We start from the raw sequence: 23085 nt of genomic DNA, 5'->3' as shown, positions 1-23085 counted from the left end.
TAATTTTATCTGGCAAAACAAAACGCTCTCCAGCGGGGGAGCCGTTGGTATTTTTATACAGGTGCATGTTTGATGAGTATTAATGATACGGAGCTGGCGGCTGAACGTTCCCCTCTTCCCGCCGATCAGGGCTATGAAGAGCAAATTATTGCCTACATCGGCAAAGAGTTGTTAAGTAAAAAAACAGTAGTAAATAACAAAGATATTATTCTTGAGCTTATCGTCAGGCTGGAAACAGAGAAAGATAGCGTGAAGCTGGATCTGTACCGCAACGCTCTCGAATACATCGTCCGCGCTACGCCGGACGATCTTTAATTTTTGTGTCCCGATTCCTCCACCGTCAGGTGGAGGCTTTTTGCTGCGCCATTGCCCAATTTTTCACCGCCCCGATAAGCCCTTATATTTCATAAGCCAATTCATCGCATACAGATTATTCATGAAAGTTATTTATAAGACTGGATTTTGCCGCTGCGCTCATTATGTTGGATAAGCTTTTGTAACGAATGGCCATATGGTCTCCCCTTCTGAAGAGAGGGATTTCCCTTCAGAAGGGGCATTTTTTGACCGGCGCGCAGACTAGCTCTCTGTCACCCTTCCCGCTGCCACCACCTGGTTTCTGCCCTGCCTTTTGGCCGCATAGAGTGCGGTATCCGCTTTGTTAATCAGCGCGCTGGCAATCATATGCTGCGGCCTCTCTTCCACAGCCAGACTCTGGCAATCCATAGTCGCCACCCCTACGCTGATGGTTAAAAAACCCATCGGGCTGGCGAGGTGAGGCAGCTTTAATTGATTGATCTGTCCGCGTAAACGGTCGGCAACCTTCAGCGCCGTGGCGCTGTCGGTATCGGGCAGGATCACCAGGAACTCCTCTCCGCCATACCGGCTGACGTTATCGTCAGGGTGCTCAAGAGATGAAACCAGCGCTTTTGCCACCCGTTGCAGGCATTCGTCTCCCGCCTGATGCCCCTGACTGTCGTTGTAAAGCTTAAAGAAATCAATATCCACCAGACAGATAGAAAGCGGTAGATGGCTTTGATACGAACGACTGACCTCCGTCAGCAGGCACTCATCCATATAACGGCGGTTAAAAAGACCAGTAAGATGATCGTGCTGAGCATGGCGCTGCAAAACCAGGTTTGCCCCGGCCAGCTTTTGCTCTGCCTGGCGGCGCTCGGTAATATCCACCCACGTTATCGACAGCCCCACCACGTTACTGCTCGCATCCGCCACCGCAACGGAATGCGTGTCATAGAAGCGATCGTGCCAGATAATTTCCCGCCCTGGTATCGACTCATCCATATCCGCCAGCGCAAAATCCTCTTCAAAGAGGTGCCAGAAGTCCGGCATCAGCTGCGAAAGATGGCTCTCCGTAACGCCGGAAGCGTCGTTATTAAGGAGGTGGCTCATTGCCTTGTTGGACATCACCAGTCGGCCCTGCCGGTCAATCATGCAGAGGGCAACAGGGGTCGTATCGTAAATGGTCTCCAGCTGCAAAACGCGCTCGCCCAGAGTCGAGATATTACGATCCACACCGCGGTAACCGCGCAGCTCGCCATTTTTATCGAACAATGGAATGCCGCTGGTTTCCAGTACCACAATGCGGCCATCGGCGCGCCTGTTGCGGTTCACCAGCCCGGAAAAGGCCCGTTTTTCCTGCACTATCTCAAGAAACGCTTTTCCGACCCGCTCAGCTTCTGCTGGCGGCATAAAGTCAAAAGGCGTTTTACCGATTACCGCCTCTGGCGGGTATCCCAGTAAACTGGTGACCACCTCAGAAGCCCATGTATAGCGTCCCTGCGCATCAACCTCCCACACCCAGTCCGAGTTCTGATTGAGCAGCGCATAAAGGTGCTCCACATCAATATCATGGAAAGGAAACGGCTTATTTTTATCGCTCATGTTTATTATCCGCCTGCCCCTACTACCCGGACAGCCTGGCAAATGGTGTTGACGCGTTGTTGCACGCTGCTGCAAAAGTAAAGTTTCTATCATTCATTTGGTGAATGTTAAAGCTTTACTAATTTGTTGCAACGATAACCATTCAGACAAAATCGCAATGCGTTTGCGCATTCCTTCTTTTTGATAAAGCCAGACGGCACTGACACAGGCTGTCACAGCGGTGTGCATAATGGCGTGACACACCTTTTAGATAACCCGCAGGTATTCCAATGGACGTAACAGCAGCACAACGAGAACAGATTCTGGCTGACTTTTTGAATGAATGGCCGCAGGCGGCGTTGCAGGAGATGACGCTGGAGCGCTATATCGGCGTCGGGGATAAGTCGACGCTGGCCTACTGGATGGAGTTTGGCGATGGCCGTTTTCTTGGCTCGATCAAGGGCGGGGATGCCTCGAAATTTGGCATCTATGAACGTAAAGCGCCGGCAAAAGGGGCACGCGGCTTTATCTCTTCTGATGAACGTTACTCCTGGAAAAATAAATATGGCGCCACGGCGCAGGAGGCATTCGAGACGATCAAAGCCCGCATTCTGATGACCGTTGAAGCGGTGCGCGAAGGCAATCTGACGTTTATTCAGGCGCTGGATTTTGAACCGGCATTGAAATGGAAGCTGGCTTTTATCTATCAGGATCATAATAACCCCTGCGTTTTACCCATCTACAAATTGCAGGCGCTACAGGCGCTGCTCCCGGAACACCGCGCGCTTAACCACCTGCAGGGTTACCATGAGCTGCTGAAAAACAGAAACGGTAAACCACTTATCCAGTACGGGCTTGAACTGTGGAAAGAGAGCGCAAGCGAAGAGAGCCAGGAACAGAGCCTGGACGACATCATCGTCACAGATGAGGATCGCCCGGTTTCTGCCCCTGAGCAGCCGCTAAACCAGATCCTCTTCGGCGCGCCGGGCACCGGCAAAACCTGGCACTCGGTTAACCTTGCGCTGGCGATCCTTGACCCGGATTTCCTTGCGGAGCACGCCAGCGACCGCGGACTGCTTAAAGCCCGTTTTGATGAATGGGTCGCCAAAGGCTGCATCGATTTTGTCACCTTTCATCAGAGCTTCAGCTATGAAGATTTTGTGGAGGGTATCCGCGCGGGCGTGAGCGAGGATAGCCGCGGCCAGCTGGAATACCGTATTGAAGACGGCATTTTCAAAAAGGCCTGCCAGCGAGCGCAAAGCACCGGTGCAGGGGCATTCCAACCCCAGGTCCTGATCGTTGATGAAATCAACCGGGGCAACATCTCCCGCATTTTTGGCGAGCTGATCACGCTTATTGAGCCCTCGAAACGGCTGGGCCAGAGCGAGGCGCTGACCGTTACGCTGCCCTATTCCAAAACGCGATTCGGCGTACCGGACAATCTTTATATCATCGGCACTATGAATACCGCCGACCGTTCGCTGGCCGGGCTGGACATTGCGTTACGCCGCCGCTTTACCTTTACCGAAATGCTGCCGCAGCCACAACTGCTGGATAACGTCACCATACACGAAGGGGATATCAGCGTTAATGTAGGCAGCCTGCTACGCACCCTGAACCAGCGTATCGACGTTTTACTCGACAGAGATCGTTGCCTGGGCCATGCCTGGTTTATGCCGCTGTGCGCCGAACCGACGCTGGATAATCTGGCGTTTACCTTCCGCAATCAGGTTCTGCCGCTCTTGCAGGAGTACTTTTTCGAAGACTGGCAGCGCATTAACTGGGTGCTGAACGGGCAACATAGCGACAAAAGCGCGCCGCGGTTTCTCGTGCCGTCCACGGAGGATAGCTCGCTGGAAAAACTGTTTGGTAAAGAGGTGGCGAGCGAGTTGAGCGACAGACGCTGGCAGATCAATGCCAGCGCCTTCAGCCGTATTGAAAGCTATCAGCTTATCCTGCGGGAGGCGGAGTGAGACAGACGAGGATAACGGTTCGCGAGCATGCGCGCCTGACGACCTCGGAAGTCACCGCGTCAGCCGATGAAGCGCAAATCAGCAGCAGCGCCTTTGACTGGCTCTGCAAGCTACAGGCCGGGTTTACCCGCCAGGGCGCAAGGCTGATAGAAATAGAGAACCGACGCTGGCTGCGTCTCGACAACTATGTCGGCATTATCCATACCCCCTGCGGCACGGATATCGAAATCCTTCCCCGTCACCAGGCGCAGGACGACCCGGCCAGAAGCCGGGCGCTGCTGTGCAAAATGATCGCGTCGGCGCTTAACCTTCCCTGGCGGGAGACCGGCGCGGCAGATCTGGCGCTGTTTCGTTTCCCGCTGACTGAATGGGTCATGCGCCAGTTTTTGCTGGCGCTGGACCGTCTGCTTAAGCGCGGCCTGCGCTTCGATTATCAGCAGGTCGAAGAGGAACAGCCTTATCTGCGCGGCCAGTTGGATCAGGCCCGGCAGGCACGCCAGCCGCCAGGCAAGGGCCACCGCTTTCATCTGCGTCATGCCCTTTTCTTGCCTGACCGGCCGGAAAACCGCCTGCTGCGCCTGGCGCTGGATAAGGTCTGCCGGCAGGCAAAAGAGGCGGATAACTGGCGGCTGGCGCATGAACTGCGCACAATGATGCAGGAGATCGCTCCCAGCAGGCAGGTGCAGCTGGATTTCTCCCGCTGGCGCGACGATCGTTTACTGGCGCATTACCAGCCGGTGCGTCCGTGGTGCGAGCTGATTCTTGGTGAGCATATGCCGCTGGCGATCCAGGGTGCGACGCAGGGCATCAGCCTGCTGTTCCCAATGGAGCGGCTGTTTGAGCAGCACGTAGCGAAACAGCTGAAAAACCAGCTTGAGTCGGATGCCAGCCTGCGCACGCAGGTGGCAAGCCACACTTTTTGTCGGCACGACGGCAGCCACATTTTCCGGCTTAAGCCCGACCTGTTAATTGAGCGCGGCAAAGAGAAGTGGGTGCTGGATACGAAATGGAAGCGGGTGGATGCCAGCGCGCGAAAAACAAAGTACGACCTGAGTCAGCAGGATTTTTACCAGATGTTCGCCTACGGGCAGACCTGGCAGGCAGGCCGCGGAGAGATGGTATTAATCTATCCGCAAACCGATATCTTCCCCGCGCCGCTAAAGCCTTTTCTGTTTAACGATGCGCTGACGCTGCACGTCTGGCCTTTCGATCTTGACCGCGATGAACTGCTGCGCCCGGATGACCATACGCTGCCGTTAATCGCACCAGCTTAATGACGCTTACCCGGGCTACAAATCGTGCAGCGACGTGGGTTTCGTAGCCCGGATAAGGCAACGCCGCAGCCGGGAATCCCGGGTGCGCTGACGCTTTCCCGGGCTACAAATCGTGCAGCGACGTGGGTTTCGTAGCCCGGATAAGGCAACGCCGCATCCGGGGAACCTCCGGGTGCGCTGGCGCTTTCCCGGGCTACAAATCGTGCAGCGACGTGGGTTTCGTAGCCCGGATAAGGCAACGCCGCATCCGGGACAACCCCGGTGCGCTTACCCGGACAATATCGCTCCTTTTAGCGCGTCTTGCGGGAAACGTTGCTCCCCGCGGCGGCCTCCAGACGGGTGATGTCATACAAACCGACAGCGGTAATCAGCGCAATAATCACAAACCCGAGCTTAAAGGCCATCCCCTGTATATCGGCGTAGCCCAGCCAGTCGGTCAATAACGCGCCAGCGCGGATGCTCAGCGCCCCGAGGGTAACGCCAAGCCCGCTCGCCAGCTGGAGGGAGGTGCTAAACAGCGTATTGGCAGAGCTCATCTGAGCGGCGGGCACCTCGGCAAAGGCCAGCGAACTGATCCCGGTAAACTGCATGGAGCGGCTGAGGCCCCCAATAAACAACAGCGCCAGCGTTAACATCTGCGGCGAGTCCGGGGCCAGAAAGGCGCAGAAAAAGAGCGACAGTACACAGATGACGCCGTTGCCGATGAGCAGAGTGCGAAACCCGAAACGGCGGATAAGCGGCGTGGTGGCAGGCTTCATCGCCAGGTTCCCGGCAAAGACCGCCAGCACCAGCGAGCCCGCCTCGAAAGCGCTCATGCCGAACCCTACCTGGAACATCAAAGGCAGCATAAAAGGGGCGGAGCTGATGGTGGCGCGCAGCAGAAAACCGCCGCGCATGGTGATGCGAAATGACGGAACCCGCAAAGAGGCCAGGTCGATAAGCGGCGCGGACGCACGCTGCAAGTGGCGAATACTCCACCACAGCGCCAGCAGGCCCGCCACGATAGTCGCAGCGGCGCTCAGCAGGCTAACCTGCTGCTGGCTGAGCATCTCCAGCCCGCAGACCAGGCAGAGCATGGTTAGCCCCGTCGCCGTGAATCCCACCACGTCAAAGGGTCGTTTTTCCTCTGCCGACAGGCCGGGCATCATACGCATCGCCAGCACAATCGCCACCAGCCCCAGCGGCACATTCAAAAAGAAGATCCAGTGCCAGCTGGCATAGGTCGTAATAAAACCACCCAACGGCGGGCCGATAATCGGCGCCACCAGCGCGGGCCAGGTCAGGGTGGCAATGGCTTTGATGAGCTGATCTTTAGGGGTGGTGCGCAGCACCACCAGCCGCCCGACCGGCACCATCATCGCCCCGCCGATACCCTGCAGCACCCGCATCAGGACAAAGCCGGTTACGCTTTCCGTCAGGCCGCAAAATAACGAAGCGACGGTAAAAATCAGCAGCGCCAGGCTGAAAACAGTGCGTGCGCCAAAACGCTCCGCCACCCAGCCGCTGGCGGGGATAAGCATCGCTAACGTCAGCAGGTAGGCGCTGATACCGATATTCAGATCGATGGCCGACACGCCAAACGCTTTTGCCATATCCGGCAGCGCGGTGGCAATAACGGTGCCGTCCAGAAACTCCATAAAAAAATGCGCTGGCCACCAGCAGCGCCACCCCGGAGATGCGCCCGGAGCCGCTCTTTTCTGCGGCGTTTTCTGTCCGGGTATCAGACGAGGCCATATCGCGTCCTCAGCATGGAAACTCCCCACTGCACTAAACAGGCCTGACAACAGTAAAAAGTTGTTATACCAAAAACCGCAGCCTACGGTTAACCCGATTTCGCTTTCTCACCCAGAGTTTGATATTTTGCAACTTATGACGGCGCTATCGCGTCGGGCGAATGATGACAACAGGAGCAACCCATGCGTGAAAAACTGCGTACCCCTGAGGGAAAAAAATTCATTCTGGCGGTGATTATCGTTTTTCTGGTCGCCGTGACGGTTATCTCTAACGTCACCTTCCATGGGGTAGAAGATCAATACAATCTGCCAATGGAAGAGTGGACCACCTCCATGTTTTTTATTCAGGGCGCATGGGCGTTTATCTATAGCCTGGTGTTTACGGTCATTGGTTCGCTGCCGTTCGCGTTCTGGTTCCTCGGCCCGAAAGACGACCGGGGGTAAGCCGCGCGTCGGCCATCAGCCGGTAATATCCAGCGCGCTTAGCGCAGCCAGCAGGGCATCGACCTTGGGCAAAAGCTGCTTGCGTCGCGGCCATACCAGCGTCAGCGCCAGCCCGTCGGGGCGCATATGCGGCAGAATAATCTCCAGTTCGCCGCGGGCGAGCGGGCCCTGGACAAGCCAGGTCGGCATTTGCGCCACGCCCAGTCCCGCGCAGACGGCCTGTAGCTGGGCGTCGACGTCCCCCAGCGCCAGCCGAAACGGCACGTCGCGCCAGTCAGGGTAGCCATCTTCGGACAGAAACAGCCAGGGTTTGGGCGTACCGTCGACCCGCTCGTATAAAATCGCCCGGTGGCGTAACAGTTCGGCGATACTCTGCGGCCGCCCTTCCCGGCGTAAATAGTCCGGCGAGGCGCAAAATACCATCCGCTCGCGGCCAAGCTGCCGCCAGCCCAGCGATGCGGGCATCTCCGCCCTTTTGCCGATGCGTACCGCCACATCAATCCCTTCATCAAACAGATCGAGAAAACGGTCGGAAAAGCTCAGGCTTAACTCAATTTCCGGGTGCTGCTGGCAAAACGGAATCAGTAGCGGCATGACGCAGAGCCTGCCGTAGCTGTTTGGCACCGCCAGCCGCAGGCGGCCTGATGGAATAGCGCGGTGCGCCGCCAGTACCGACTCCGCCTCCGCCAGATCCTCCAGCACGCGCAGGCAGGTCTGGTAGTAAGCCTCTCCGGCATCGGTCAGATCGAGCCTGCGGGTGGTACGCTCAAGCAGCCGTGAACCCAGCCGGGTCTCCAGTCGGCTGACGGACTTGCTGATAGCCGACCCGGTAAGATGCAGCCGCTCCGCCGCCGCCGCAAAACTCCCCTCTTCCACGCTCACGACAAAGGGGACGATATCTTTCAGACGTTGATCGTGCATTGATTAATGAACTCAGGTTAAGAATGACGTGAATTAATGCCAGAGATAAGAACTGCATTCTCTATTAGTCTACGTGTTATACGTACAGATGAGGAAATGAATATGCGTGAAGCGCTTATTGTCGGAATCAGCGGCGTCACCGGGCTGTCGCGCGGGCGCGGCGCGATCCCCCCAGGCTGCGCCAGCCTGACCGCAGACTTAACGGATGCGCAGGCCGTGCAACAGACGCTGGGCGACATAAAACCGGATGCGGTTTTTTTAGCGTCTGGGCGCGCCAGGCGACGGAAAAAGAGAATATTCGCGTCAACGGCGCGATGGTAGAGAACGTTATCAACGCGTTGGGCGACAGGTTACAAGGGGCGCACGTAGCGCTGGTGACCGGTCTTAAACATTACTTAGGGCCGTTTGAAGCCTACGGTAAAGGCGCAGTGCCGGTCACGCCGTTTCGTGAAGAACAGGGTCGCCAGCCGGTAGAAAACTTCTATTATGCCCAGGAAGACGCGCTGTTCGCCGGGGCGGAGAAATATGGCTATCGCTGGAGCGTTCATCGCCCGCATACCATTGTCGGCTTCGCCCTTGGTAATGCGATGAACATGGGTCAGACGCTGGCGGTTTACGCCACGCTTTGCCGCGAAAAAGGCTGGCCGTTTATCTTCCCCGGCTCACCGGAACAGTGGAACGGCGTCTCTGATGTTACCGACGCCGGGCTGCTGGCGGAACAGCTCTGCTGGGCGGCTGAAAGCCCGAATGCGGCAAACCAGGACTTTAATGCCGTCAATGGCGATGTGTTTCGCTGGAAGTGGCTGTGGCCGCGGCTGGCCGCCTACTTCGGCATAGAGGCAGCGCCCTATCCGGAGACAATGATGCCGCTGGAAGGCCGCATGCAGGAGGCTGCCGCGGCGTGGCGGGAGATCGCCGGACGTTATCAGCTTGCCGAAGCGGATATCAACCGTCTTGCCTCCTGGTGGCACACCGACGCGGATCTGGGCCGTCCAATGGAGGCGTTCACCGATATGAGCAAAAGCCGTAAGGCTGGCTTTACCGGCTATCGCGCCACGCTGGACGCTTTCACCGGCCTGTTCGATACGCTCCGGCAGGAACGTATCATCCCGTGATCCTGCGCCCAGGGGCTACACTGGCCCCTGGGCGAGCCGGTTTTTTTATTATTTCTTAAGGCTTTTTTAAGCTTCCTGAATCGCCCTGATGGTAAAGAGCGATTGCTGTCACAGAACTGCTCACAATCCCGCCGCCTCCCCCACTTGCGCTAAATAAATATGCCGCCGTGCCGTTAATTCCAGTGATCTTCGACCATATTTTAAGAATGACTTTGGATATTAAGGGTGGAATATGTCAGCAGCCGATGGTGATACCGCTCCGGTACAGGCGCCTGATACGCATCAAATTATGAAACAAACCGTCACCCTGATGCTTTTTCTGATGGTGGCCATTTTTCTGACGACGATTTTTACGCTTTTCCAGACGCAAAATGACCTGTATCGCAACGCGAAACAGCAGGCGACGCAGCTCCTAACCAAAGCGCTGGATAACGGCCAGCAAAGTATTCGTGATCATCTAAGCGATAACGCGGCGTGGAACGAAGCCTGGGAAAATCTTCATCAGCAGGTGAATACACAATGGGCGTGGGACGCGCAGAATTTAGGGGAGTCCCTGTTTACGACCTTTGGCTATGATGGGGTCTTTGTTCTCTCTGCGGATGGGCAGACCCGCTACAGCGTGCTGTCAGGACGGCTGCAGCTTGTGCCATTCGAGCAGTGGCTGGGTAAAAACGTGCTGGCTGAACTGCGCCGCGAGGTGGCGCGTAACGATGGCCGCGCTATTTCAAGGCTGCAACTGGTCGATGACCGCCTGACGCTGGTGGCGGCGGCCTGGATTACATCGGAGGAAAAAAGCGCATCGGAGGGGCCGGACGACCATTCGCTGATGATCTTTGCCGAAACGCTCACCCCGGCGAAGCTTGCCGCACTAGGCGAAGAGTACGTTATTCACGACCTCCATATGGTCCAGGCGGACATCCTGCGCGACAGGCCGGAGAGAGCGGATACGCTGTTTCCCGTATCAGGGGGAACGGTGGCATTCGCATGGGATAAAAAAAGTCCCGGTGACATCCTGCTGACATGGGTTCTGCCGCTGCTGGTCTTACTGATGATCATCTCCGTGCTCTTTGCGCTGGTGCTGGCGCGCAAGGCGCTGATCAAGGCACGGATGAACGATGAAAAAGCGTTTCTCCTTGAGCGAAGCAGGCAGGCGCTTGAGGTAAGCGAACGCCGGTTCCGCGATATCGTTGAAACAACCACCGACTGGATTTGGGAGGCGGATGAAGAACAGCAGCTAAGCTGGATTTCCGCTCGCTTCCCCGCCATTACCGGCTATCGTATTAATGACTGGCTCGGGCGGTCATTCCACAGTTTTTTGTCTACCGTTGATCCGGCGCTGTGCCTCTGGCTGGAGCAGCCCGAAACGGGCAATGTTTTGACCCTGACCCACTGCCCTTATCTCTCTGCGCAGGGTAGCCAGCGCTACTGCAACTTAACGGTTAAGCGCGTGACGCGCAGTGACGGCACCATCGGCTTTCGCGGTACGGCTACCGACGTCACGCTGGAGGTGGAAGCCAGCGAACGTATTCACTACCTCTCCCATCACGACGAATTAACCGGCCTGCCCAACCGTATTCAGATGAAAGAGTTCCTCGAAGGCAGGCTGCAGAAAGGCAGCGAAGTAGACAGGCCGCTGGCGATGATAAGCCTTGATTTAAACGATTTTAAAACCATCAACGATGTCTACGGCCACTCCGCAGGCGACGCCGTCCTGAGTGAAGTCTCGGCCCGCCTGCGCAACTGTATGCGCAGTACCGACCTGGTGGCGCGCCAGGGCGGCGATGAGTTTATTATCATCGCCCCGGATCTGGTCAACCACGATGATATTGATATCTTTTGTCGGCGGATTATTGAGGAGCTTCGCCGCCCCTTCTACGTCTGCGGTAACGAGATGTTTATCGGCGCCAGCATGGGGATCGCGCTCTCTCCACAGCATGCACGTACCGCCAGCGACCTGCTGCGCTATTCCGATATCGCCCTGTACGAAGCGAAAAAAGATAAAAATACCCCCTGGGTATTCTATAAGCCGGATATGGCTGAACTGATTGTTCAGCGCCGGGAGCTGGAGCAGGCGCTGCGGGAGGCCATCAAAGAGAACCAGCTATTCCTTCTGTACCAGCCGCGCTACGACATCCGGCTGGGGAGAATTACCTCGCTGGAGGCGCTGGTACGCTGGCGTCACCCTCGCTACGGGCTGCTGATGCCCGATCAGTTTATCCCGCTGGCGGAAGAAACCGGCATTATCGTCGCGCTCACGGACTGGGTACTGACGACGGCATGTCGTGACGTTGGCCGCCATTTTGAGTCGCTCTCGGTCTCCATCAATATGTCGCCGGTAGAATTCAGAGCGACCGATATTGCCGCAAGGGTAAAAAATACGCTTGAGGCGACGGGGTTTCCGGCGTCGAGGCTGGAGCTGGAGGTCACGGAGAACGTCACCCTTTCGCGCCCGGAACAGACGCAAAAAATCATGCATGAACTCAAAGGGCTGGGCGTCAGGCTGCTGATGGACGATTTCGGCACCGGCTACGCCTCGCTCAATTATCTGCGCAGCTTCCCCTTTGACGGCATTAAACTGGATAAGTCGTTTATCTTTGCGATGGACGGCTCAGAAACCGCAAAACACATTGTGGAAAAAATCATCGGCCTTGGTAAAGATTTTAATCTCGAGGTGACCGCCGAAGGGGTCGAATCGCAGGAACAGCTTAGCCAGTTGAAAAGCTACCAGTGCGATATTGCCCAGGGCTATTTTATCAGCCGACCGGTGACGCTGGAGAAAGTCGATCTGGACCAGTCCTTTAACTTACAGATGAAATCCCCGCCGGCAAGATCGTGATAGCGGCAGGTAATAACAGGCGAGAGGTATCGGTATGCCAGAAATAATGAACGGTCAGTGCCACTGCGGGGCCGTCGCTTTTACCGTTGAACTCCTTGACGGGCTGAATACCGCCCGGCGCTGTAGCTGCTCATTCTGCCGGATGCGCGGCGCGGTTGCCGTTTCCGCGCCGCTCTCCGGCCTGACCATTACCCGGGGGAAAGAAAAGCTGACGGAATACCGTTTTAACACCCGCACCGCCGTACACTATTTTTGTTCGGTATGCGGTATCTACACCTTCCACCAGCGCCGTTCCTCGCCCGATCAGTATGGCGTAAACGTCGCCTGCCTGGAGGGGATATCGCCTTTTGATTTTCCGGAGCTGAAAGTCATGGATGGGGTCAACCACCCAAACGATGGTCACAGCGATGGGGTCATCGGATATTTGCGCTATACGGCAAAATAATATAACCAAATGATTTAACAACAAAAGAATGTTACATCGCTATTTCATTGATGTTAACGCTTTCAACAATGATAGGCATAATGCGTGTACGCATGCATAATGACTATTGCTTACACAGAACAGTGTCGTGATCCTGAGAGGCGAAATGAGTAAAAATGATAAGGATAAACTGGTAGATACTGTCATGGGAGAAGCGGTGCTTTCGCTGCTGGACTCCGATGACGATGTTTCCTTTGATGCTCTGATTGGGCAGTTACAAGTCAGTTTAAGCGCTGAAACCAACGGCGAACGGCAGGAAGCCTACCGGACTGCGATAAGCGGGGTGCATAATTTTCGCGCCCAGCCCGAACAGCGTAAGGGCGCCGCCAGTCGTTTACAGATGACCCAGCGCAAAAGTCGTATGCGCTATTCTGCTTTCGCCAGCAGCAGTAAAGAAGTGAAGCACTGATATCCCCGAACCTGTTTAATCGGTACGGTTAACGGGTTTCTATTTCTCCTTCTAATCAGACTTGCTCCAGCATGTTCCCACATAATGCTTCTTGTGAATTTGATCGGGCCTTCGGCTTTAGAAGACATTCATTATTGCAGCATCGGGAGTGTAATTGAACGAAGATGAGCACGTTCTACCTGAGGAAATCCATGAGGCAATTGGCCTGGCAGCCACTTATCTGATGAATTCACGCCTGCCCGTTAAGGCCGACAACCTCATCATGGTGCTTCGCGCGCAGGAAATCATGGTCACATGTTCCCGCCAGCGAGGCGTTCTGGAAGCGACCCGGCACTACCTGGACAAGCGTATGAAGAAGCCGCTCTAAGCGTTCCACTCCAGCCTTCTGGCTGCGGCAGCTGTGAATACCCTACGCCTTTGCAACCGGTGCGAAGGCGTCATTCTGCATACTCCCTCCGTTTTTTTCAAAAACGCACAGAATTACAACCCCATATCCCCCTGAACGCAGCCATACTGTTTCAATGCCATACAGGAGGATGCAATGCCAGATCAAAACCATACCATTCCGCAGACCATGACCGCCATTGAGATAACCGAACCCGGCGGCCCCGAGGTTTTAAAGGCGACAACCCGCCCGGTCCCTCGCCCCACCGGCGATGAAGTGCTGATTCGCATTGCCGCGGCAGGGGTGAACGGCCCCGATGTGTTACAGCGTAAAGGGCAATATGCGCCGCCTCCGGGGGCCTCGGATATCCCCGGTCTTGAAGTGGCGGGTATTGTGGTGGCCTGCGGCGAGAAAGTGAAAGATGTGCAGCCAGGCGCCCATGTCGCCGCGCTGATCCCAGGCGGCGGCTATGCAGAGTACTGCACGGCGCACGCCACCAACGTACTGCCGTTACCGCCAGGCCTGAGCCTGGTCGAAGCGGCCGCCCTGCCCGAAACGTTTATGACGGTGTGGCTAAATATGTTCCAGCGCGGCCAGTTTAAAGCGGGGGATATTATTTTGATTCACGGGGGGGCTTCCGGTATCGGTACGACCGCTACCATGCTGGCGAAAGCCTTTGGCGCGGCGAAAATTATTACCACCGTAGGGTCTGAGGAACACCGCGAGGCCAGCCTGAAGCTGGGCGCCGATGTGGTGGTATTGCGTAAAGAAGAAGACTTCGTCGAAGTGGTGAAACGGGAGACCGACGGCCACGGGGCCGACATTATTATCGATATTGTCGCCGGGGATTATATAGCCAAAAACTACGCGGCGGCGGCGATGAACGGACGTATTGTGCAAATTGGCGTCATCGGCGGCGTAGCGAAAGAGGTGGATCTCTTCCCGCTGCTGAGCAAGCAGCTTACCCATATTGGCTCCACCCTGCGTCAGCGTACGCCTGCCCAGAAGGCCGAGTTGATTAACGCCCTCAGCGAACACGTGCTGCCGCTTGTAGAGCAGGGCAAAGTGAAGCCGCAAATCTTCAAAACCTTTCCTCTGGAAGCGGCGAGCGATGCGCATGCGATGCTTGCCGCCAGCGCGCATGTGGGCAAGGTGGTGTTGACCACCGATGCGTTAACCGGGGAGTAATCCACCGTGCCCACTCCCTTTTCGGAGTGGGCCGGAACGCGGGTGAGATGCCCGCAGAGGCGAGCGACTGGAGGCACAACGTTGTGAACGGGAAGAAGGAGTCATCATGCTCGTACTGTGGAACACCCTGATCGTTCTGGCGACCGTAGCGGCAATGGAAATCATCGCCACGCTGGCGCATAAATACATCATGCATGGCTGGGGCTGGGGCTGGCATCTTTCGCACCATGAACCGCGCACCGGCTGGTTTGAGGTCAACGACCTCTATGCCGTGGTTTTCGCCGTGCTGGCCATTGCGCTGATTGCCCTCGGCACGGCAGGCTTCTGGCCGTTACAGTGGATTGGCGCGGGAATGACGCTCTATGGCGCGCTCTATTTTATTGTGCATGATGGGTTGGTGCATCAACGCTGGCCGTTTCGCTATATCCCCCGCCGGGGATATTTAAAACGCCTCTATCTTGCGCATCGCCTGCACCATGCGGTGCGGGGAAAAGAGGACTGTGTCTCGTTCGGTTTTCTCTATGCGCCGCCCGTAGAACAGCTGCAGGCGACGCTGCGCAGCCGTAAAAAAGCGGCGCTTAACGCCCGCCGTTCTCGTGCGGCAGATAAGGACGCTGCCACAGCCCGGACGGACGCGCAGGCATCGCGCCAGCGCGAGAGCTGAGCGCCGCCAGCCCGCCTTTGATCACCAGCGCCAGTTTTTCCCCTTTACGGGTGCCCTGGCGCGTGTCCCATGCATGCGCCCCCGCCGCCGTGACCTTCATTCCAATTTCGCGGTAAACCCCGTGTGCCGATGCAATAGCCCAGGCCGAGCGCAACGGCAGGCCATGCAGCCCGCCGCGCGCCGAAGCGTAATAAGGTTCGGCATGCGCCACCAGCCGCTGCGCCAGGCGCGCCAGATGCTGCCGTTTCGCCGGGTCGGTCAGCTGGCTGGCATCTATCCCCTCCTCCGCCAGCCAGCGGGCAGGCAGGTAGCAGCGCCCCGTTCCGGCGTCCTCAACGATATCGCGGGCGATATTGGTTAACTGAAACGCCAGCCCCAGGTCGCAGGCGCGATCGAGCACCGCGTCATTCCGCACGCCCATCACCTGCGCCATCATCAGCCCCACCACCCCTGCGACGTGATAACAGTAGCGCAGCGTATCATCAAAGGTGTCGTAGCGGGTTTCCCGCACATCCATCGCAAACCCTTCCAGATGGTCAAACGCCAGCTGCGGCGAAATGGCATGCCGCGTCGCTACCTCCTGAAAGGCGGCGAAGGCCGGTTCGCGCATGGTTTCCCCCGCAAAGGCGCGGCGGGTTTCGCTTTTCAGCATCTCCAGGCGTGCTAAGGCGCTGTCGCTGCGCGCGGTCGCGCTGAACCCAAGGTGCTGATCGTCAATGACATCGTCACAGTAGCGGCACCAGGCATAGAGCATCAGAGCGCTACGGCGGGTGGCGGGATCAAAGAGCTTCGCCGCGGCATTGAAGCTTTTCGAGCCTGCCGCCATGGTTTCAGACGCATGCGCCATTAACGTCCCGTTCATCAGGAGAGGGCCTCCAGCATCAGGCTCGCCGTGGCTTTCGCCGAACCAATCACGCCGGGAATGCCTGCCCCCGGATGGGTTCCCGCCCCTACCAGGTAAAGGTTGGGGATACGGCTGTCGCGGTTATGGGGACGAAACCAGGCGCTCTGGCGCAGAATCGGCTCGACGGAAAAAGCCGACCCGTGCCAGGCGCTAAGCTGGTCGCGAAAGTCAAACGGCGTGAACATCCGGTGGGTCACCAGCTGCTCGCGCAAGCCCGGCATGTAGTGCTTTTCCAGATAGGCGAAAATGCGATCGCGCAGACGCGGCCCCTCCACCGTCCAGTCAAGATTTGCCGTGCCGAGGTGCGGCACCGGGGCCAGTACGTAATAGCTGCCGCAGCCGGGGGGCGCAAGGGAGGGATCGGTGACGCAGGGCGCGTGCAGATAGAGCGAAAAATCCTCCGCCAGCGCCGGTCCGTTAAATATTTCGCTAATGAGCTCTTTATAGCGCGGCCCAAAGCAGACCGTATGGTGCGCCAGCTGGCTGTGGTGGTGATTCAGGCCAAAATAGAGTACAAACAGAGAGTTGCTCATCCGCTTACGCTTAAGCGAGACGGCGCGCGCCGCCCCCACCTGGTGATGGCCGAGCAGCTTTTCATAGGTGTGCACCACATCCGCATTTGAAGCCACCGCCGCCGCCGCAATACGCCGACCGTCGCCAAGCTGCACGGCGCTTATCCGTTCCCCCTCGGTCTCCAGCTGGCTCACCTGAGCGTTGAGTTCAATTTCGCCGCCCAGATCCTGAAACAGCCGCACCAGCCCCTGTACCAGCGCCCCGGTGCCGCCGCGCGCAAACCAGACGCCCCACTCCCGCTCCAGAGCATGGATCAGGGTATAGATAGACGAGGTGGCGAAGGGGTTGCCCCCGACCAGCAGCGAATGAAAAGAGAACGCCTGGCGCAACTGCTCATTTTCAATAAACTTCGCCACCATGCCATACACGCTGCGCCAGGCTTGCAGCCTCGCCAGCTGCGGCCCTGCGCGCAGCATGTCACGAAACGACAAAAACGGCACCGTGCCGAGCTTAAGATACCCCTCTTTAAACACCGCTCTGGAGTAGGCGAGAAAGCGCCGGTAACCCTCGACGTCGCGGGGGTTAAAACGGCGGATTTGCGCCTCCAGCCGCGCCTGATCGTTATCATAGTCAAACTGCACCCCATCCTCCCAGCACAGGCGGTAAAAGGGGGTAACCGGCATGAGATCGACATAATCCGCCATGTTTTTGCCCGCCAGGGCGAAAAGCTCTTCGATGGCGGAGGGGTCGGTGATAACCGTCGGCCCGGCGTCAAAGGTAAAACCTTTATCCTGATAGACATAGGCACGCCCGCCGGGCTTATCGCGCTGCTCAAGCAGTAACACCGGAATACCCGCCGCCTGCAGACGGATGGCGAGCGCCAGGCCGCCAAAACCAGCGCCAATTACAATCGTTTTATTCATCGTTAAAAGCCCGCAGCCGGGGAGTCTGTTTCAGAATGGCCCGCAGAGCTTCGCCCGGCGGTACCGGTGGTTTGCCGGTGAGGATCCGCGCCTTATCGAAAGGCGTCAGTCGACCGGCATAAAAGCGGGCAATCAGCCCCTCGTTTAAGCCATAGAACCGCTGCATCACCTGCCAGCGCTGGTCGGCGCGCCCGGCAAGAAACAGCATGCGGTTAAGCAGGCGAAAGAAGCGCTGCCGCCGCCACTGACCGCGCGCGTACTGCCCGATGACGTCAGACAGCGCTGCGGCCGTAAAATCACGCTGGCTGGCGATAAGGTCCGCCAGCGTCGCCGCCTGCGGCAGAGAGTAACCGGTCGTGGCATGAAACAGCCCGGCGCGCAGGCCGCTACACGGCTGCCCGGCCTGTTCGCGCCAGAAGGCGCGGCTGTCCCCTGCAAGGGTAATGGGCAGGTTGCCCTGCTCCTCGCGCTCCAGCGTTTTCAGCCGCCACCCCTGCTGATGGGCATAATCGTGGATATGCTGGCGCGCCTGTTCGTTGTTAAGCGTCGGCCTGTCGATATAGTGGGTATCTTCAATTAACAGCGATTGCGCGCTGAGCGGCAGCGTATAGACAAAGCGATAGCCCGCCTGCTGGTCGACGGTGGCGTCCATCAAAATGGGGCGCGTCAAGCCGTGCGGCTCCTCAAGCAGCCACTGCTGGCCGACAAAAGCCTGAAACCCCACCGTCATGTGCGGGCCAGGGCGGTAGCCACGCCCGTCGATAACCGCCCCTGCCTGCAACGCCTGCCCGCTGGCAAGGGTGACGGCGTCCGGCGTCAGGTGGGCCACCGGCGTTGCGGTGCGGAGATTTTCGCCCAGCGCCCCGGTTATCACCGCAGCGAAACGTTCCGAGGTCATACTCAGGTACGCCCCGTGCAGCGTGCGCGTTCGCGCCGGGAAACGTACCTCGTAGCCTGGCCAGCGATGCGCCACCAGCGGCGCAATCCACTGGTGCTGCGCGGGGGTGAGATCGTCGTGATGAAAGGACCAGGTATGATTGCCGCCAGGCTGCATCCCCGCCTCCAGCACCAGCACACGCAGCGCTGGCTGCTGCTGTCTAAGACGCCAGGCGATAAGGCCATTCGCCAGCCCGCCGCCAACAAGGATCAGGTCCCATTCCCGGCGATTCATGCCGCACCTGCCAGAACCGGACGTCTGGAGCCCAGCGCCTGCTCAACAATCCGGGCGGCAAGCCTCGCGCCGCCCGCCTGCTGCAATGCAGGCTGCATGGCCGTCAGCCGTTGCCGGTAGCGAGGGTTAGAGAGTAAATCGCCCAGCTTATCCGCAAGGCTACGGCTACAGGCAAAACGCGACGCCCGGCGACCAATACCGCTGTACTCAATCCGGGCGGCAACGCCTGGCTGATCGAAGGCCAGTGGAATAGCGAGCACAGGCGTGCCGCTGGCGATAGCATCCATGACCGTATTGAGCCCACCGTGGGTAATCACCGCCTGCGCCTGACGCAGAATAGCGGGCTGTTCAGCAAAGTCGGTCACCCTCGCGCCCGTTGCTGCCAGCGTCGCCGCCTGTCGCGCATTCAGGCCGCCGCAGTGGGCTATCAACAGGCGGACATTGCGCTGCCGGCAGGCCGCGGCAATGGTGTGAAACAGCCGGTAGCGATGCCCCTGTAGCGTGCCAAGCGAGGCAAAAATAAGCGGTTCGTCTGGCACTTCCTGCGCGTCAATCGCCGTCGCCTGCGCCGGGCGCAGCGGCCCGACGGCATGAAAGCAGGCGGGCAGATGGCGAGGAAAATCAAAAGCGTCTATCGTCTGGCTGATTTGCGCCAGCGGCGACAGACATTCATGCAGCCCCCGACGCGCCGTCAGGCCAAACCGTTCGGCATGAAAGGCGATAACGTCGCCCTGGCGGCGCATTAGCCAGTCGTGAATTCGGGTGCTGGCGGCGTAGCGCTTGTGGCTGCGGGCGCTTGTACTGTAGAGAAACGGCATCACCGGCAGCGGAATGGTTTCGTCACGATTTACCGGCAGCGCGCAGGCTACAGAGACAAATGGCAACCCCAGCGCTTCGGCCACCAGGCCGCCCGCGGGTTCCATCTGATCGACAATGACGCCATCAACGGCGCAGCGCTCCAGCGCCGCGGGCAGCTCACGGCAGAGCATATCCGTGGTCCCGGCCAGATCGTTAATCAACCGGAAAAGCCCCGGCCCGAAAGGGTGCGCCGTGACGTTGAGGGTGCGCGCCAGACTTCCCGGCGGATGCGTTTGTTCCCCCACGGCGCAAAAGCCGATGCGCGCGTCGCTCAATAGCGCGCGCGCTTCCGCCTGCTGAAAGAAGGTGATGTGGTGGCCCCGGGCGATAAGCTGCTGCCCCAGCGCCTCCAGCGCCCGCACGTGGCTGTAAAGCGGCGGGGCGATAATCGCATAATGGCTCATGCTTCGCGCACCAGCGTCGCCTGGCGCAGCGCGCTCAGGCTGGCGCTGCCGGTGCAGAAACAGGCGACCCGCAGCTGTTCAATCACGGTCTGAAAATGGGCGGCTACCGCTTCCGCGGAGAGGGTGGCGCTGCCGAGTACGCCCGCCGCCTGCCCCACCAGCGTCGCCCCTAAACGCAGCGCTTTAGCCGCATCGATGCCGTCAGCGATGCCGCCGGAGGCGATGAGCGGCGAATCCGGCAACGCCTGATGCAGCGCGCACAGCGCTTCGGCGGTGGAATTCCCCAGTCGGCAAACGCCATCGCCACCTCGCGGGCCTGCGGCGTGGCGGCGCGCGCGCCTTCGACGGCGGCCCAGCTGGTGCCGCCCGCCCCCGCGACATCCAGCATCGCCACGCCAGCCTCTATAAGCTGACGCGCAACGGTGACGGAGAGCCCCGCGCCCACCTCTTTGACCACTACCGGCACCGGCAACGCGCTGGCCGTCGCTTCTATCGCCGTCAGCACGCCGCGCCAGTCGCGATCGCCGCCGCGCTGTAGCGCTTCCTGCAAGGGGTTGAGATGGATAATCAGCGCGTCTGCTTCAATCATCTCCACCGCGCGCCGGGCATAATCCAGTCCGGTTTTTTGCGGCAATTTGCGCCGCGCCAAGGTTAGCCAGCAGGGGGATATCCGGGGCGAACTGCCGCAGCTCACGGGTCAGTCCGCCGTTATTCTCGCTTTCCAGCGCCACCCGCTGCGAACCTACGCCCATCGCCAGTCCCAGCGTCTGCGCCGCCTGCGCCAGGTGGCGATTAATATCTGCCGCGCGGCGGGCGCCGCCGGTCATGGAGCTGATGAGCAGAGGCGCATTCAGGGTTTTGCCAAACAGCGACACCCGCAGATCGATAGCATCAAGATCGATTTCCGGCAGCGCGCAGTGTTCAAACCGCCAGCGGTCGAAACCCGTTCCGCGCTGTTTTATGCCAGACATGCCGCCGAGAACGATATCCAGATGATCGTTTTTGCGCTGAGTCAGATCCTTCATTAATACTCCGTCAGAGATTGGGGCCGGTCCTGGCCAAATAGCGCCATCTGTTTATCAAACCAGGCGTGCATAAAACACCGGGTGGCAACCCCCTTCTCGCAGGCATGGGCCAGATGCTCATCCGCGCTGCGCAGATGGTCGCGCAGGCGCGCCCGCACCGCATCCGCCCCCAGAATCGCCACCAGGGTAGATTTGCCATGATCTTTATTGAGGTCCTTGCCGGTGCCGCTCACCCCATCGGCGAGATCGTCGAGCAGTTGAAAAGCCTGCCCCAGATCGCGGGCAAAGCAGCGTAGCCGCTGCCGCGCGGGCAGCGATGCATTCGCCACAATGGCCGCCATTTGCAGCGTGGCGTCAAAAAGGCGGCTGGTTTTCAGCTCATTGGTTACCAGAATCGCTTCGGCGCTGCGCGCCTGCGCGCCTTCGTTGAGATCGCGGTACTGTCCCTGCACCAGCCCCTGCATGCCGGTCGCGATCGACAGTTCAGCCACCGCCTGGGTTTTACAGTCATGCGGCAGCGCCTGGGCTTCGGCGATAACGCCAAACGCGCGGCTTAGCAGCGCAACGGCAGCGAGAATGGCTACATTTTCTCCATACTGGAGATGAATGGTAGGTTTTCCCCGGCGCAACAGAGCGTTGTCCATACAGGGGATGTCATCGAGCATCAGCGAGGCAGCGTGCACCATTTCCACGGCGCACGCCAGGTCCAGCAGGCCGGGCTGTTCAATATCACAACCGAGATCCCGTGCCGTCAGCACCAACAGCAGAGGCCGAACGCGCTTGCCCGCAGCCAAAGTGCCTTCACGCATCGCGGTCCAGACGAGATCCTGCTGTTCTGCGGCGGGGAGGAGTTGATCGAGGCGGCACTGCAGGGCTGCACGTAGCGCCTGCAATTCATCTTCATGATTGACGTTCATCGTTGCTATCCCTGGTTACTCATCGTGGCAATGTCTACAGAGGATGTGAAGCACGGTGACGCCAGGTTAAGCGCCGTGTCGACCTGTATGACGTTGTACATCCGAGCGTTGACTGCGCTCTGTTTGCAAAGCGTAGCGTAATATCCAGGAATTATCTTTTGCGCAGCGAACGCGACACAAAATTTACATGAAATTAACAATAACTGTCGCTGCAGCGGCAAAAAGGCGATTAAAAGTTTATGAAGAAGGGAGCCTAAAGGAGCTATGTTGAGTTTAAAACTATCTCATAACTCGTTAATTTTAAATAGAAGTATTAAAAATAGCCTCTCAAAGGAAAATTAAAATGCTTTCCAGGGTTCAACTTGCAAGTCTGGACCAATACCCATATTAATTAAAAATCAATAAGTTATAGGATAAATTTAATTACTGATTTTGTTGACGCCACTCTTTAACCATCTCCTTTGTGACCTCCTTCTTGTAGCAGATAGGCGAGTACCCTCCCGCTTTGCTCCAGGCACTGCGGCGGCCACAAGAACTCCCGTTCCTTGCTGTGTTAAAAGGGCAAGCACAAGTACCTTGATAGGACGCTATAGAGTCTTCAATAATTTTTTGCTTTACCTGATCGTCAGTTAACGGGTTCGATTTAGCGGTAGCCATGTCAGATGAAATGAGAAGGGCAGCAGTTATAACTGATAAAGCGACTAGTTTGATGTTCATTTTGCCCGCTCCGAGCGTGAGATGAACATCCAGCGTATTCGTCGAAATGTTAACCAATATTGATCTTACGCAAATACTTGTTGAACCCCTATTAAAAATAGTAGTTTGCCGGAATTACAGGCGTGACGTTCAGGTTTAGAGGAAATGGACGACTGGGAATCGATAGAGAGGGTGCGTAGATATGCACACCTTGCACCTAACCCTCTGACTGAACATGCCCGCCAGAATGATGCGATTTTTAACGAAGATGTCCCAAATATGTCGCACGAAGACAATCTGGAGGTGATGCAAAATGCGTAACTGATTGAAATGTAATGGTACGCCCTACAGGATTCGAACCTGTGACCCA

General features: G+C 57.8%; 21 protein-coding genes and 3 pseudogenes. 12 read left to right on the top strand and 12 right to left on the bottom strand.

Annotated elements, in window-relative coordinates:
* The first annotated feature begins 72 nt into the window (after positions 1-72).
* Positions 73-315, top strand: coding sequence for a biofilm development regulator YmgB/AriR family protein (locus tag ENTHG_RS21810; RefSeq protein ID WP_052332760.1), 243 nt, complete (start codon positions 73-75; stop codon positions 313-315).
* 261 nt (positions 316-576) lie between these two features.
* On the opposite strand, the gene ENTHG_RS21805 is transcribed toward ENTHG_RS21810, so the two are convergent.
* Positions 577-1899, bottom strand: a complete 1323-nt coding sequence (locus ENTHG_RS21805; RefSeq protein ID WP_052332759.1) for a sensor domain-containing diguanylate cyclase — start codon at positions 1897-1899, stop codon at positions 577-579.
* 269 nt (positions 1900-2168) lie between these two features.
* Between ENTHG_RS21805 and ENTHG_RS23810 the strand changes: the two genes are divergently transcribed.
* Complete coding sequence (locus ENTHG_RS23810; protein ID WP_052332758.1) at positions 2169-3851, top strand: McrB family protein; 1683 nt, start codon at positions 2169-2171, stop codon at positions 3849-3851.
* Positions 3848-5125 carry an McrC family protein gene (locus ENTHG_RS21795; RefSeq protein WP_044184956.1) on the top strand — a complete coding sequence of 426 codons (1278 nt, stop codon included), beginning with the start codon at positions 3848-3850 and terminating at the stop codon, positions 5123-5125. Before ENTHG_RS23810 ends, ENTHG_RS21795 begins: the two co-directional genes overlap by 4 nt.
* A 290-nt stretch (positions 5126-5415) precedes the next feature.
* Here ENTHG_RS21795 and ENTHG_RS21790 read toward each other — a convergent pair.
* A pseudogene (locus ENTHG_RS21790) lies at positions 5416-6859 on the bottom strand (MFS transporter).
* 182 nt (positions 6860-7041) lie between these two features.
* On the opposite strand from ENTHG_RS21790, the gene ENTHG_RS21785 reads away from it, so the two are divergent.
* Positions 7042-7302, top strand: a complete 261-nt coding sequence (locus tag ENTHG_RS21785) for a DUF2534 family protein (RefSeq protein WP_044184953.1) — start codon at positions 7042-7044, stop codon at positions 7300-7302.
* A 15-nt stretch (positions 7303-7317) separates the two neighbouring features.
* Here ENTHG_RS21785 and ENTHG_RS21780 read toward each other — a convergent pair whose 3' ends face one another.
* Positions 7318-8223, bottom strand: a complete 906-nt coding sequence (locus tag ENTHG_RS21780; protein ID WP_044184951.1) for a LysR family transcriptional regulator — start codon at positions 8221-8223, stop codon at positions 7318-7320.
* A 102-nt stretch (positions 8224-8325) separates the two neighbouring features.
* Here ENTHG_RS21780 and ENTHG_RS21775 point away from each other — a divergent pair.
* The 7 genes and pseudogenes from ENTHG_RS21775 (at position 8326) to ENTHG_RS21745 (ending at position 15304) form a co-directional block, all read left to right on the top strand.
* A pseudogene (locus ENTHG_RS21775) lies at positions 8326-9338 on the top strand (SDR family oxidoreductase).
* A 232-nt stretch (positions 9339-9570) separates the two neighbouring features.
* Positions 9571-12174, top strand: a complete 2604-nt coding sequence (locus ENTHG_RS21770; RefSeq protein ID WP_044184948.1) for a bifunctional diguanylate cyclase/phosphodiesterase — start codon at positions 9571-9573, stop codon at positions 12172-12174.
* A 34-nt stretch (positions 12175-12208) separates the two neighbouring features.
* Positions 12209-12619, top strand: a complete 411-nt coding sequence (locus tag ENTHG_RS21765) for a GFA family protein (protein ID WP_044184945.1) — start codon at positions 12209-12211, stop codon at positions 12617-12619.
* A gap of 145 nt (positions 12620-12764) precedes the next feature.
* A complete protein-coding gene (locus ENTHG_RS21760; RefSeq protein ID WP_044184943.1) occupies positions 12765-13067 on the top strand; it encodes a hypothetical protein in 303 nt (100 codons plus the stop codon).
* A gap of 154 nt (positions 13068-13221) precedes the next feature.
* A complete protein-coding gene (locus ENTHG_RS21755) occupies positions 13222-13434 on the top strand; it encodes a hypothetical protein (protein WP_044184940.1) in 213 nt (70 codons plus the stop codon).
* A gap of 174 nt (positions 13435-13608) precedes the next feature.
* The gene (locus ENTHG_RS21750; RefSeq protein WP_052332757.1) at positions 13609-14640 is read left to right on the top strand and encodes an NAD(P)H-quinone oxidoreductase; all 1032 of its coding nucleotides are present in this window, start codon (positions 13609-13611) and stop codon (positions 14638-14640) included.
* Positions 14641-14746: 106 nt separating this feature from the next.
* Positions 14747-15304 (top strand): sterol desaturase family protein, encoded by a 558-nt coding sequence (locus tag ENTHG_RS21745; RefSeq protein ID WP_044184937.1) that lies wholly within the window; start codon positions 14747-14749, stop codon positions 15302-15304.
* Here ENTHG_RS21745 and crtB read toward each other — a convergent pair.
* The 9 genes from crtB to ENTHG_RS26155 form a co-directional block, all read right to left on the bottom strand.
* Entirely contained in the window at positions 15219-16169 is a 951-nt protein-coding gene (gene crtB / locus ENTHG_RS21740) for a 15-cis-phytoene synthase CrtB (protein WP_425325310.1), read from the bottom strand. The genes ENTHG_RS21745 and crtB overlap by 86 nt on opposite strands.
* Positions 16166-17644, bottom strand: coding sequence for a phytoene desaturase (locus tag ENTHG_RS21735; protein ID WP_044184932.1), 1479 nt, complete (start codon positions 17642-17644; stop codon positions 16166-16168). The genes crtB and ENTHG_RS21735 overlap by 4 nt, the downstream gene beginning before the upstream one ends.
* Positions 17637-18815, bottom strand: coding sequence for a lycopene beta-cyclase CrtY (gene crtY / locus ENTHG_RS21730; RefSeq protein ID WP_044184929.1), 1179 nt, complete (start codon positions 18813-18815; stop codon positions 17637-17639). The genes ENTHG_RS21735 and crtY overlap by 8 nt, the downstream gene beginning before the upstream one ends.
* On the bottom strand, positions 18812-20077 hold the full coding sequence (locus ENTHG_RS21725) for a glycosyltransferase (RefSeq protein ID WP_044184926.1): 1266 nt from the start codon (positions 20075-20077) through the stop codon (positions 18812-18814). Before ENTHG_RS21725 ends, crtY begins: the two co-directional genes overlap by 4 nt.
* Positions 20074-20319: an alpha-hydroxy-acid oxidizing protein gene (locus ENTHG_RS26170; RefSeq protein ID WP_237567520.1), complete on the bottom strand. Its 246-nt coding sequence runs from the start codon at positions 20317-20319 to the stop codon at positions 20074-20076. Before ENTHG_RS26170 ends, ENTHG_RS21725 begins: the two co-directional genes overlap by 4 nt.
* Positions 20247-20666, bottom strand: a complete 420-nt coding sequence (locus ENTHG_RS26165) for a beta/alpha barrel domain-containing protein (protein WP_237567519.1) — start codon at positions 20664-20666, stop codon at positions 20247-20249. Before ENTHG_RS26165 ends, ENTHG_RS26170 begins: the two co-directional genes overlap by 73 nt.
* The gene (locus ENTHG_RS26160; RefSeq protein WP_237567518.1) at positions 20659-21102 is read right to left on the bottom strand and encodes an alpha-hydroxy-acid oxidizing protein; all 444 of its coding nucleotides are present in this window, start codon (positions 21100-21102) and stop codon (positions 20659-20661) included. The genes ENTHG_RS26165 and ENTHG_RS26160 overlap by 8 nt, the downstream gene beginning before the upstream one ends.
* The gene (locus tag ENTHG_RS21715) at positions 21102-22019 is read right to left on the bottom strand and encodes a polyprenyl synthetase family protein (protein WP_044184922.1); all 918 of its coding nucleotides are present in this window, start codon (positions 22017-22019) and stop codon (positions 21102-21104) included. Before ENTHG_RS21715 ends, ENTHG_RS26160 begins: the two co-directional genes overlap by 1 nt.
* A 423-nt stretch (positions 22020-22442) precedes the next feature.
* The gene (locus ENTHG_RS26155; RefSeq protein ID WP_044184919.1) at positions 22443-22736 is read right to left on the bottom strand and encodes a hypothetical protein; all 294 of its coding nucleotides are present in this window, start codon (positions 22734-22736) and stop codon (positions 22443-22445) included.
* 129 nt (positions 22737-22865) lie between these two features.
* Between ENTHG_RS26155 and ENTHG_RS25190 the strand changes: the two are divergent.
* Positions 22866-23036: pseudogene (locus ENTHG_RS25190) on the top strand (integrase); the annotation flags it as partial.
* Positions 23037-23085: the final 49 nt, after the last annotated feature.

This window comes from Phytobacter massiliensis JC163, from assembly GCF_000321045.1.
Lineage (GTDB): Bacteria > Pseudomonadota > Gammaproteobacteria > Enterobacterales > Enterobacteriaceae > Phytobacter_A > Phytobacter_A massiliensis.
This window is presented reverse-complemented; position numbering and strand designations above follow the sequence as displayed.